9 protein-coding genes are annotated in these 12,470 nt (G+C 41.3%); 2 read left to right on the forward strand and 7 right to left on the reverse strand.

From position 1 onward, the window contains the following. Window positions 1-11: 11 nt before the first annotated feature. The 5 genes from ACQKIC_RS12370 to ACQKIC_RS12390 all read right to left on the reverse strand — a co-directional run bounded on the left by ACQKIC_RS12370 (window position 12) and on the right by ACQKIC_RS12390 (window position 6,300). Window positions 12-1,388: an alkaline phosphatase gene (locus ACQKIC_RS12370; RefSeq protein WP_427591368.1), complete on the reverse strand. Its 1,377-nt coding sequence runs from the start codon at window positions 1,386-1,388 to the stop codon at window positions 12-14. A 327-nt stretch (window positions 1,389-1,715) separates the two neighbouring features. Next, the gene (locus tag ACQKIC_RS12375) at window positions 1,716-2,843 is read right to left on the reverse strand and encodes an AbrB family transcriptional regulator (RefSeq protein WP_427591369.1); all 1,128 of its coding nucleotides are present in this window, start codon (window positions 2,841-2,843) and stop codon (window positions 1,716-1,718) included. Window positions 2,844-2,909: 66 nt separating this feature from the next. Then, window positions 2,910-3,680, reverse strand: a complete 771-nt coding sequence (locus ACQKIC_RS12380; RefSeq protein ID WP_427591370.1) for a class I SAM-dependent methyltransferase — start codon at window positions 3,678-3,680, stop codon at window positions 2,910-2,912. A gap of 96 nt (window positions 3,681-3,776) precedes the next feature. Beyond that, complete coding sequence (tcuA, locus tag ACQKIC_RS12385; RefSeq protein ID WP_427591371.1) at window positions 3,777-5,285, reverse strand: FAD-dependent tricarballylate dehydrogenase TcuA; 1,509 nt, start codon at window positions 5,283-5,285, stop codon at window positions 3,777-3,779. Window positions 5,286-5,442: 157 nt separating this feature from the next. Next, the gene (locus tag ACQKIC_RS12390) at window positions 5,443-6,300 is read right to left on the reverse strand and encodes a LysR family transcriptional regulator (protein ID WP_402871202.1); all 858 of its coding nucleotides are present in this window, start codon (window positions 6,298-6,300) and stop codon (window positions 5,443-5,445) included. 403 nt (window positions 6,301-6,703) lie between these two features. Here ACQKIC_RS12390 and ACQKIC_RS12395 point away from each other — a divergent pair, with 403 nt between their 5' ends. Then, window positions 6,704-8,035 (forward strand): CitMHS family transporter, encoded by a 1,332-nt coding sequence (locus ACQKIC_RS12395; RefSeq protein WP_402871199.1) that lies wholly within the window; start codon window positions 6,704-6,706, stop codon window positions 8,033-8,035. Window positions 8,036-8,117: 82 nt separating this feature from the next. Here the strand turns inward: ACQKIC_RS12395 and purT are convergent, their stop codons facing one another. Both purT and katA read right to left on the reverse strand, forming a co-directional pair. After that, on the reverse strand, window positions 8,118-9,275 hold the full coding sequence (gene purT, locus ACQKIC_RS12400) for a phosphoribosylglycinamide formyltransferase 2 (RefSeq protein ID WP_427591373.1): 1,158 nt from the start codon (window positions 9,273-9,275) through the stop codon (window positions 8,118-8,120). A gap of 821 nt (window positions 9,276-10,096) precedes the next feature. Then, window positions 10,097-11,551, reverse strand: a complete 1,455-nt coding sequence (gene katA / locus ACQKIC_RS12405) for a catalase KatA (protein WP_403125104.1) — start codon at window positions 11,549-11,551, stop codon at window positions 10,097-10,099. 528 nt (window positions 11,552-12,079) lie between these two features. On the opposite strand from katA, the gene ACQKIC_RS12410 reads away from it, so the two are divergent. Further along, window positions 12,080-12,412, forward strand: coding sequence for a phage holin family protein (locus ACQKIC_RS12410; RefSeq protein WP_427591374.1), 333 nt, complete (start codon window positions 12,080-12,082; stop codon window positions 12,410-12,412). The last annotated feature ends 58 nt before the right edge of the window (window positions 12,413-12,470 follow it).

Consider the following 12,470-nt stretch of genomic DNA (forward strand, 5'->3'; position numbering starts at 1 on the left):
CTCCCAGCGTTTTATTTTCCTTTATTTAATAAGTCGAAGATGATCGTGGCATGATCCGTGTTATCGACCTGTCCGGCAAAACGGTCCTTGTAGGGCCCGAATGCATAGACGGGCACATCTTCCCCCGTATGTCCCCCGGTAGTCCAAGCCGTATTGGACCTGTTATCAAAAATGGCTTCGATTGCATTATCAATCGTCGTAACATGTTTACTTGTTGTGGCATCCTTGACGGATTGGATTTCCTCGTTCGTAAGTCTCACTTTCTTTTGATCAATATACCTTTTCAAGGTTTTTTCAACATCCTCACCCTTTACGATGCCATCCGCCATGAAGTCAGGTGTCCGTTTGGCAGCCTTAATCGGCTCACCGGACCAATTATAGACTCCCTTCGTTCCGATTGAGAACCCTCCCGTGGAATGGTCAGCCGTAGCGACAACTAAGGTATGTTTATCTTTTTTCGCGAACTCGATGGCTGACTTGTAGGCTTTTTCAAAATCCTCCATTTCACTCATCGCCCCGACAATGTCGTTATCATGGCCAGCCCAATCAATTTGACTTCCTTCCACCATCAAGAAGAATCCATCTTTATCTTTATTCAGGCGTTGAATCGCCGAGTCCGTCATCTCTTCCAATGAAGGCGTTTCATTGGTGCGGTCAATCATTTTAGGCAAACCTTCTGAAGCGAACAACCCAAGCACCTGTTTATTTTTATCCTTTAGGAGCTGCTTTTTATCGGTAACATAACTATATCCATCTTTTTTGAACGCTTTTGTCAAATCGACATCCGGCCGGACAAAATTCGATTGGCCTCCCCCCAAGAGGACATCGATTTTATGTTGACCCTCTATTAGGTCCCGGTAATAATCATCAGCAATTCCATTCATGTTTTTCCGGTTTTCGTCATGGGCACCGAATGATGCTGGGGTGGCGTGGGTAATTTCCGATGTGGCGACAAGACCAGTTGATTTCCCGCTTTCCTTGGCCACTTCCAATACCGTTTTCACTTCTGTCTTATCGTTATCGACTGCGATTGCTGCGTTATACGTTTTCACCCCGGCTGACATCGCCGTTGCTGCAGAAGCGGAATCCGTGATATTTTGTGTCGGATCTTCTGGGTATGTCATCTGCTGACCCACCAAGTATGGATCGAATGCCGTCCTTTCAGCCACCGTCGTAGAAGGTCTATCTTTTAAATACCGGTAGGCGGATGTATAAGAGACACCCATTCCATCCCCTATCATGAAAATGACGTTTCTAATCTCCGGTTCTTTCTTAGGCTTTCCTTTTGCCAGGACATCGTTGTTTGTGACCGACCATGTAAGACTTCCAAGAGCTAGTGTGGAAATGATGGCAACAGGCAAAATCTTTTTACTGAATGAACGTTTCAAGAAAACGACCTCCTACTGATTTAATGGATGATTCAGTTAAAATATACCGCAGGAAGATGAACCTACTGTGAAGGGAGTGTAAATATATGGGGGTTTTATGTAAATGAATAGTAAAGAAAAGAAAAATAGGTAGAGAATGAATAGGTTCAGGGGACTGCTACAACAAAGACAAGTTCCGCCACTTCAAAAGAAGTCTTCCAGTTCATGAAAGAAAGCACACACTAAAAAAAGACCGCCCCAGAAGAGGCAGCCCATGCTGGATTATTCTTCCCCTTCGCCTGGGGCTGGGCGTCATCAGTCAAAATATAATTATTGATAGCGTAAACACTATGCTGATAAATCGGGATGTCCATTTTTTTGCATCGCTCGTTGATTCAGTAATTTAAATAATGGCGGCAAAGTCACATACACCATCAACACCCTGAGTACCTGAACAGCAACGACAAACATCGGGTCGGATTCGAGGGCTACTGAAGTGGCGGTCATTTCCGCAACTCCTCCAGGCGCAAAGGCCAATGAAGTAGTCAAAAAGGACATTCCAGTCATTCTGGAATCGATATATGCACAAAGGATCATCATGAATATAAAAGCAACGGTACTTAATGAAGAGACGACCAGAATTTTTTTCATTCCTACGAACATTCCCCTATTGAACTTGGCTCCCACACTTGCCCCAATCATAATTTGTGAAACAATCATGATGCTATCTGGCCACCAGGCAATCAAATCCATCCCGGCAATGAGTGAACCGGAAGCTTGAAAAAATGCAACCGTCAACATGCTGCCTACTAGCCACGGCGCAGGTAACTTGAGGATTTTCCCGACATGGAAACCACCCCAGGCAGCGAGAGCCAGCACAAGCGTCCATCCTATTTCAACTTCATTAAAACTTTCCACCCCACCGAAAAAACGAGCCGGAGTTGAGGCTAATGGATTAGCCCCAAGTACAAAGAAAGGTACAATCATGACAACCAAAAAAATCCGGATGGTTTGTATGATCGTCACAACTCCGGTATTGGCCCCTGCTTCCTGAGCCATTCCTGGCATAGCTGAAAGACCTCCCGGTGCCGTAGAAAAGAAACTCGTCAGCATATCCATTTTACATAACTTGTACAAAAGAAAACCGGAGCCTAAAGAAAACAACAACGATAAAGCCAAGACGATGATGATCGTGATGCTATTTTCCATGAATATTCTCAACACGGAAAGGTTGAGTTGTAAGCCCAATTCAATACCAAGCAGGCATTGTCCTGTTCTTAACCAAATTTGCATGCTATTCGATTGACTATCAGGTAACTTCAAGAAAGCTGGCTTCCAAAAAGAAAGCAGGGCGGACATCAACAGGGATCCGATCATCCATCCGATGGATAATCCCGTTGACGCCAGAAAAGCCCCTCCTAGGCCGCATAGTATCACTAGCCAAATGCCTTTCATTGTATCTACTAATCGCTCCATTCGATGACCTTCCCACTTTTATTTTTCATCTTTTCGTACAAATCTCAAAGAAACGAATATACCTGTTCACTCTTTCCTTGCCACTAATAACATCGCCTGCCCTTGAAAAGAGAGAACTTGGTTTTCCACAACCTCGATTGAAAGAAAATCGGTTGTTTCCTTTTCAGCCGCAATCATATAGGCCATCAATTCATTTTGTTCCTTTTCAGGAAGCTGCATCATTTCACACCACTTCTTAAATTCGAACTTTTTTTTGAATGTCGTAAAACTTTCAATAATAAAGCCTGTGTTTTCAATAAGTGAAATCCATTCAGTTTTTTTATAGGCCCTGTAATGGCTAGGATCCCTTTTCTTTTCTATATAGTTATAAAAGTGATCGTATTCATCCTTTTCAGCTGCAACGTTATCTATTAAGAGGAAAAGGCCATTTCTTTCTAAGACCCGGTTTGACTCCATTACAAATCGGTTTATGTTGGGGAAATGGTGGGGTGCAATCCGACATGTAACCGTCCCAAATGATTGATCGGAAAAAGGGAGCTGCTCGGCATCTCCTTGAACAAACGATACATTTCCAATGCCATTTGAGGTGATGAATTTCTCTGCTTTCTCTAACATTTCAGGGGTCAAGTCAAGAGCGGTCACTTGTTTAAATAGTGGAGCTAAAGCTTTGACCACATGACCGCCTCCCGTTGCGATGTCCAAAAGGTTATCCTTTCTGTTCTTTTCCACGATCTTTATAAGTAAATCCAGATCTTCTCCACTCGCATGCATTTTGCTCGTCACATAGTTGGCAGCGTTTTTTCCAAATTGGGAAAGTACTTGATCTTTTTCACCCATCTTAAAACCTCCTTCTTCTCGCTTCCTTTCCAAATAAAGAAAACCGAATTTTCTAATATAGAAAAAGTCGGCTTCCTTATCTTCATCCATTATTCTTTACTGAGTAACCGTGTCTCTTCGGTTTTCCAAGGCATACGAAGCGGCAGATGTTCCTGCAAGTTTACCATATACAGATCCTGACATTAACCCAGATCCGCCTGGATAGTTTTCGTAGAAAATCCCTCCGACCATTTCACCCGCAGCGAACAGTCCCGCAATAGGTGCTTCCTCTTCATTCAATACCTCGCCTACCGTGTTGACATGTATTCCACCAAACGAAAAAGTGATTCCACATGTTACCGGGAAAGCATAAAATGGACCTTGTTCAATGCGAAGTGCCCAATTTGATTTTGGTGGGGTAATTCCATCCGTTCCTTTACCGTCTTTTTCCGTAGGATTATAATTTCCTTCTTGTACAGAATGGTTATACTCCTCAATCGTTTTCAAGAATTGTGCTTGATTAACCGGCAGCAAATTAGCAAGTTCTTCGAGCGTATCCGCCTGATAAATGGTAGCCTCTTCAAGATCATACTCTTTACGCAGATACGGTCGCACCTGAGAATCATAAATCTGATAGGCTACATGATCAGGCTGTTTCAAGATTTCCCTTCCATACTTGGCATATGTATAGTTTCGGAAATCCGCACCCTCATCGACAAACCTGTTTCCATCTTTATTTAGCATGATGCTTAAAGGATAAGAATGTTTTTTGAAGATGTCTCCAGGTTTCGTAAAATCACCGACTTTTGGAGCATTATAATCCGTCCCAATTGAATGGCAGCCGGACCATTGCCCATATTTCTGTGCTCCTACCGCCAAAGCCATAGTTAACCCGTCTCCAGTATTATATTCCGTTCCTCTCACAATAGCCGCATTCCATTCCTCACCGATAAATTCGCTCCGTAGCTTTTTATCTGCTTCAAATCCGCCACACGCTAAAACGATGCTTGTCGTATTGATCGTTAGCTCCTTGCCTTCTTGCTGTACAACGATTGACTTGATCTGATTATTCTCGAGCTTCAGCTCGGTAGCGCGCGTCTCGTACCAAACCTCTATGCCAAGTTCTATCACACGTTCATTCAGTTTTCTAATCAGCCCTACACCTTTATCATTGGTTTTTAACGGAAGACCACCCCAAAATATCCGTTTGCCGTCTTTTTCAAAAGATTGATTTTCATAATTCAATTCAAATTCAATGCCATGGCCCTGCATCCATTGAATGGTTTTATAGGATTGAGTAACCAATTGCTTCGCCAATTGAGAATCACTCTGTCCTTTCGTAACCCTCATGAGATCATCATAGTATTCTGTTTCACTATAAACGGGCACATGAATTTTCTCGGCTTCCTCGTCAGTGATAGAAGGAATGATTTTTCTGATATCATCCAGACCATTATAAGCAGTGCGAATGGCTCCATCCGTAAAGAATGAATTTCCACCTCTCTTTTGCTTCGGTCCTCGCTCGAGTACTAGTACGCTTGCGCCTTTTTCTCTAGCTGCTATAGCTGCACATAAAGCGGCATTTCCCGCTCCTACTACTATTATATCGAAATTAGATTGAACCATATATCTTCCTCCTAACATATTTTTACTTGAGCTAAGCTTAATACACTTCAAAAAATAAATGAAATATATAAATTTACACAAAGTCGATAAAAAATATTTATAACCATACAAAAAAAGACTTAGGATGGAGTCATTCCATATCCCTAAGCCTGCTTTATTATCTTTCCTTAACAAGGAAATCCACAAAAGCTTTTACTACCGAAAGATTTAAAAAATTGGCATCATACATTAACCACGTGTTCCGTTGCAAAGGTGTTCCCTGTTTATCTTTTAAGCATAACTTATGTAGAAAATCATTGGGCTGTAGAGACATCTCCGGGATTATTGCCACCCCTAATTCATTTTTGACCATTTCCTTGCATGTCTCCAGCTTATCTACTTCCATGGTGATACGAGGTGGAGACGAAAATTGATCATGCCACCAATCACTGATTAAATTTTTCAATGAGTTGTCGGTATGATAATTAATGAACGGCAAGCTCGGCAGCTCCTCTATCGTAATCTCTCTTTTCGAAATCAGATATAACCTCTCTTGGGATAATAGGGACTTTTCTCCCTTCCATTGATAGTTGTTCCGTACGATCCCCACATGTACCTTTGACGAATCCAGGAGGCTCATGATTTCGGTACTCCATCCCGTATTTAAATTAAATTGTATATCTGGATATTGCTTCGAAAATCTTTTCAAGATTTCAGGCAACTTATACCGTGCAAAATTACTGGAAACACCTAAACGCAACGTTCCATTGATTCCATCATTCATATTCATCACATGGTCTTTCGTTTGTTGCAATTTCCTTTGCATTTCCTCGGCGTACTTTACTATATAGTCGCCCTCAGAGGTAAAATCGATTCCTTTCTTCGTCTTGAAAAATAAAGCTACGCCAAACTCTGCTTCTATATTCTTTAATCGATAGCTTAAAGCTGGCTGCGATATATATAGTCGTTCTGCCGTGCGTGTAATGCTTTTCTCCTCATGAAGTATGTTTAAGAAAATCCAATCCTTTTCATCCATTCGAACCCGCCTTTTCTAATGTTATAATTTGTATTTATAAGATATTAAAGAAAGTATACATTGAATTTATGAGTTTATCGAATACCCTTTCCTCTCTTTCGACTTCTTCCAAGCCTAAATAGTTTAGTATGCTTTAGCGTTACTTCCTCCTTTAGGTACCAAAAAAGAACCCCTGACATTCCCCTTAAGATTGTGATGATGTACATAGGTTATAAACTTTTTTAATGACAAATCGAAAAAAATATATATTTAACTTATTAACTTTCCTGTATTACTATTTAACAAAGATAACCAATAACAACATTGAGGTGAAGCAAATAGGAATTTTTAAAATTAATTTTCTGAATAATCAATCAAGAAAAGTCTTTATTGTAAGCGTATTCAAAAGGAGGGGAACCGTCCATTGCTAACTATATTAGGAGTTTCCATGGTTACTATCTTTACATATTTGATTATGACCAAAAAGATGTCACCGATTGTGGCTTTAACACTTATACCTATCATTTTCGCTATAATTGGTGGGTTTGCTTCTGATATCGGTCCCATGATGCTTGAAGGGATAAAGCTCGTTGCACCTTCAGCCGCTTTATTATTATTCGCTATATTGTTTTTTGGAGTGATGATCGATGCTGGGTTATTCGACCCGCTTATCGCAAAAATATTACAGATTGTTAAACGGGACCCTGTCAAAATTGCGATAGGGACAGCCATTCTATCCCTCATGGTAGCATTGGATGGGGATGGCACAACCACATATATGATCGTGGTTTCAGCCATGCTTCCTCTTTATAAACGAATTGGCATGAATCCTTTGATAATGGCCACTATCGCTATGCTCTCCTTAAGTGTAATGAGTGGCATGACACCATGGGGAGGCCCCGCTACACGGGTCATAGCTGTTTTGGGTCTTGATGCTTCCGAATTCTTCGTTCCCCTCATACCAACAATGATTGGGGGAGCCTTATGGGTGACCTTCATTGCTTTTTTACTCGGAAAAAAAGAACGCAAACGGCTTGGAAGTATCCATTTCCCTTACGCAGAAGAGGATTCTATCGCTCAATCTGAGACTGCCGCTACTATAGAGGACACTCTCATTAAAGAAGAAAGCGATATAAAAAGGCCTAAGTTATTGTGGGTAAATCTCTTGATCGTCCTATCCATCATGACTACTCTTATACTGAACCTACTGCCTGCTCCCGTATTATTTCTGATTGGCTTCATCCTTGCCCTACTGATAAACTACCCAGACTTAGAGAAGCAAAAAGAACGGATGCTAGCTCACTCAGGTAACGCTCTAATCGTGGTCATCCTTGTTTTTGCAGCTGGCGTTTTTGCTGGAATTTTATCCGGAACAAAAATGGTGGACGCAATGGCCAACACTCTGGTTTCCATCATTCCGGAATCTTTAGGCGCCTTCTTCCCTTTAATCGTAGCGTTTACCAGTATGCCTTTTACTTTTGTATTATCAAACGACGCCTATTATTTTGGAGTCCTGCCCATCCTTGCTGAAGCCGCCTCCGCGTATGGGATTGCCCCTATTGAAATTGCCCGGGCTTCCATATTGGGCCAACCCGTTCACTTAATGAGTCCATTAGTCGCTTCGACCATTTTATTAGTCGGCATGATTGGGAAAGATATAGGTGACCATCAACGTTTTGCTTTAAAATGGGCCATTCTTTCATCCCTGATTCTCACTGGATTGGCGATATTGACTGGGGCCATATCCTTCATGTGATACACATTTTTTAACTATTACATCCATCTACCAATAATAATCCTTAAACAAAAGCACTCCATTCCTGGAGTGCTTTTGTGTTTTATTTTTCAACCTTCATGTAACTCAGTGCACGGGTTGCGGTTTCCCTCGCCGTTTCGACAGAATCAGCTGTGGATAATGCAACAGCTACCCTTCTGCCAACCTTCGTGACCGGTTTTCCGAAAACGCGCACCTGCGTATTCGGTTGAGCCAAAGCTTTATCTACCCCGACTATAGAATATTCTGATAACTCAACCGGTGCTTTCAAGGGACGGCTTGCTCCTGGGGTGATCAGTGTGATTTCAGGGATCGGGAATCCTAGAATCGCACGGGCATGAAGGGCAAACTCCGATAGGTTTTGGGTGACCAATGTTACTAATCCTGTATCATGCGGACGTGGGGAGACTTCACTGAAATAGACCTTATCCCCTGAAAGGAATAACTCCACTCCAAATAATCCATATCCACCAAGTTCATCTGTAATCTTCTTGGCAATCCTTTTAGCTTCGATGATTTGTCCTTCCGTCATAGCATGTGGCTGCCAAGATTCTATATAGTCCCCGCCCTCCTGGACATGGCCGATTGGTGCACAAAACATCGTTCCGTTAACGGCACGGACAGTTAGCAACGTAATTTCCGAATCAAAGCGAATGAACTCTTCAATGATCACTCTTCCATTTTGGACCCGGCCACCCTCCATCGCTATTTTCCAGCAGGCTTCCAAATCATCTTTTGAACGACAAATGCTTTGCCCTTTACCAGAAGAACTCATTAGCGGTTTCACGACATTAGGAAAACCGATTTCTGTAGCAGATGAAACAAATTCTTCATATGTATTGGCAAATCGATAAGCTGCCGTTGGTAACTTTAGCGTTTCAGAGGCCAACCTTCTAATTCCTTCACGATCCATCGTCAATTTAGCCGCTCTTGCCGTTGGGATAACCGCGAACCCTTCTTCCTCCAATTTAAGCAATTCGGAAGTGGCGATGGCCTCAATTTCCGGCACGATTAAATCAGGTTGTTCTTTTTCAACGACTTCCTTAAGCTGCTTCTCATCCAACATATCAATCACATAACTTCGATGGGCCACTTGCATGGCAGGTGCATGTTCATACCGGTCGACTGCAACGGTATCAATACCAAGCCGCTGAGCTTCCAGGATGACTTCCTTGCCTAATTCTCCTGAGCCCAATAATAAAACCTTTTTTGTTCTATACATATTCCACTTCTCCCCCTCCATGTGTTCAAAACCATTATATGCGAACTATATACTAATAAAAACATATTTCGTTCGTTTTTTATTTTAATTTTCCTCTAAAACTCTTGATTTCATATAAAATATTTTGTTTTTTAATCATAAATCTTTATAAACAAAGGAAGATACCATTTGATTGGAGGACGGAATGCCAAGTACGCTCAGTGAAATCAGCACCGTTCTTTACAGAATGGAGGAGTGATATCTTATACATGTCGAAATTTGTACTACGATACTTTTTGAAAATGTAAGCGCTTTCCATTATAATGTAAGTAGGTTGGATGGCATGCGTGGCCGTCAAAGTATTCGGCGTAGGCGGGGCCAATACTAGCGTTAAAAGGAGGAAAACGCTTTTAACGCACAACTATTAGCACTCCTTGGATAAGGGCTGTTAAAGATTCTTAACAGTTACTTGTTAGATATATGCACCATACATAGTCATGGACAAGGGTTGTCTAACATGCCCTTGTCTTTGCAGCAGCCCTCATCGTTTCAGTCTAATAGTTTATAAGATTAAAAGCTCTTCCACTGAAAAATCAGAGAAGAGCTTTTTCGTTTGTACCTAACATTCTAGTTCCTTCCCCATCTCATCCAGGATGGTCAAGACTTTCAAAAATCCAATAGCAGACCATTTAAAAACACAAGCTGAGACTGTAGATGATGCATGTGCTGTGATTGACATGAACTGTATACCGGCATCTACAACTAGGTAGGACCTTCGCTTAATACGAAAAAACAGGCATCCATTGCACTAATGGATGCCTGTTTAGATGTTGATTCTATTCTTAGACTTCTTGCGGTACAGCTAATCCAAGACCTTCAGCAATACGTGTTCCGTATTCTGGATCGGCTTTGTAGAAGTGTCCGATTTGACGAAGTTTAATTTCTTCTAATTCCACTGGTTTCATTGCACCCACGACATTTTCTACAAGACGTGTTTTTTCTTCGTCGCTCAACAGGCGATATAGATCTCCTGCTTGAGTGTAGTGATCATGATGATTATAGGCAACCTGATCAGCTTGTCCAGACACTTCAAACGGCGCAAGTTTGTTTTCGTTTGATTCAGCTGGTCCCCCAAAGCTATTTGGTTCGTAATAAACGGAACCTTTCCCATTATCATCGGCACGCATGAAGCCATCGCGTTGATATGTGTTTGCTTCCACTTTCGGACGGTTAACCGGAAGTTGGTTATGGTTAGCACCTACACGATAACGATGGGCATCGCCATAAGCAAATAAACGGCCTTGAAGCATTTTATCTGGAGAAGCTTCAATTCCAGGTACGAATGTTCCTGGGGAGAATGTTGCTTGCTCTACTTCAGCAAAATAGTTTTCAGGGTTTCTGTTCAATTCCACGCGGCCAAGTTCGATTAATGGATAATCTTTTTGCGACCAGACCTTAGTCACATCGAATGGGTCAAAGCGGTATGTGTCCGCGTCTTCCAAAGGCATGATTTGTACGCATAATTTCCAAGCCGGGAAATCACCTTTTTCAATCGCGTTGAATAGATCTTCCGTATGGTAATCAGGGTTTTCACCTGCAAGTTTAGCAGCAAGGTTCACATCAAGGTTTTTGATGCCTTGCTCTGTTTTAAAGTGGTATTTCACCCAAACAGCTTGTCCTTCTTCATTCACCCACTTGAATGTATGGCTTCCGAATCCATGCATATGGCGCCATGTTGCTGGAATCCCACGGTCGGACATCAGCGTAGTTACTTGGTGAAGTGATTCTGGTGAATGAGACCAGAAATCCCATACGGCAGTCGGATTTTTCAAGTGTGTTCTAGGATCTCTTTTTTGTGTGTGGATGAAATCAGGGAATTTGATTGCATCACGGATGAAAAATACAGGTGTATTGTTCCCAACGATATCGTAGTTTCCTTCTTCTGTGTAGAATTTGACCGCGAAGCCCCTCGGATCACGTAATGTATCGGCAGAACCAAGTTCCCCAGCTACCGTTGAAAAACGGATGAACATCTCCGTTTCTTTCCCTACACCATTGAATACTTTGGCCTTCGTATATTTGGACAAATCATTCGTAACGGTAAAAGTACCAAATGCGCCACCGCCTTTAGCATGGACGACACGTTCAGGAACACGTTCACGATTGAAATGTGCCAGTTTTTCTAATAAGTGAACATCTTGTATAAGCACTGGTCCACGTGATCCAGCAGTAATTGAATTTTGGTTATCGCCAACCGGGGCACCCCAGCTAGTTGTCAGGTTTTTCTTATTCGACATAAATGAACCACCTCTTCATTAGTTTTAATATACATATAATAATATAGTTTCTTAGAAAAAAATCAATACTTATTTATAATAATTTTAATATAATAATAAGATTCAATAAGCATAATTTCTTTTCTAAATGCTAGTAAAGTATAAAATATGTAGGGGAAATGAGGTATTATGCACTTATTTAGGTATTCACTATCTATATATTGGTATAACTCCAGCGGTGGCGCATTCTCTTTATTCTTGCTTTTTTATCAATTATAAGAAAAATAGAATAGTAATCGAGAATACTAGAGGGTGAAATTGGAAGTGTTATCAATTAAGATGCTTCGCTTTCTCTCATTTTATAGGAAATCAGCCTGTTTAATCAGTGAAAATTCCGTGAATTTTACTTTCACGTGTACCCATTCGCCAAACAGTCGAAAGATGCCTCTAAATATAGAAGATTTTTTGTGCCAATTCAGCAAATTCCCCCCTGATTTGCATGAGGTTTTAGTATAATAAGGAATGCATATAGTGTTTTAGGAGGTTTCCATGAATATAATCATGCGTTTTCTTGCCAATGGGCTGATATTACTTTTCATAGACTGGCTTCTCGACTCCATCACGATAAAATCTTATGGCACAGCTTTGCTGGCTATCTTCATATTATCGATTATGAACATGTTAGTTAAACCCATTCTACAGCTCATCACTTTACCAATCACGATCCTGACATTCGGATTGTTTTCCTTCATCATCAATGCTTTCACTTTTCTGATTACGTCGTATGTGGTCAGTGGTTTTGTCATTCATTCTTTTTGGGGCGCGCTCATCGGTTCGTTTTTACTAACCATCATTCAAAGTTTACTCGTCAAAAAAGAGTAGGAACAATCGTCAGTCGACATGCTGACGATTTTTTTATCTCGTGACTTTTTCCATAACA

Source organism: Peribacillus sp. NPDC046944, assembly GCF_050272735.1.
Classification (GTDB): Bacteria; Bacillota; Bacilli; order Bacillales; family DSM-1321; genus Peribacillus.

Excerpts from the sequence above, each read along its gene's own strand:
- ACQKIC_RS12375 (WP_427591369.1), bottom strand. The coding sequence starts at position 2,843 with ATGGAGCGATTAGTAGATACAATGAAAGGCATTTGGCTAGTGATACTA.
- ACQKIC_RS12380 (WP_427591370.1), bottom strand. The coding sequence starts at position 3,680 with ATGGGTGAAAAAGATCAAGTACTTTCCCAATTTGGAAAAAACGCTGCC.
- tcuA (WP_427591371.1), bottom strand. The coding sequence starts at position 5,285 with ATGGTTCAATCTAATTTCGATATAATAGTAGTAGGAGCGGGAAATGCC.
- ACQKIC_RS12390 (WP_402871202.1), bottom strand. The coding sequence starts at position 6,300 with ATGGATGAAAAGGATTGGATTTTCTTAAACATACTTCATGAGGAGAAA.
- purT (WP_427591373.1), bottom strand. The coding sequence starts at position 9,275 with ATGTATAGAACAAAAAAGGTTTTATTATTGGGCTCAGGAGAATTAGGC.
- katA (WP_403125104.1), bottom strand. The coding sequence starts at position 11,551 with ATGTCGAATAAGAAAAACCTGACAACTAGCTGGGGTGCCCCGGTTGGC.
- ACQKIC_RS12410 (WP_427591374.1), top strand. The coding sequence starts at position 12,080 with ATGAATATAATCATGCGTTTTCTTGCCAATGGGCTGATATTACTTTTC.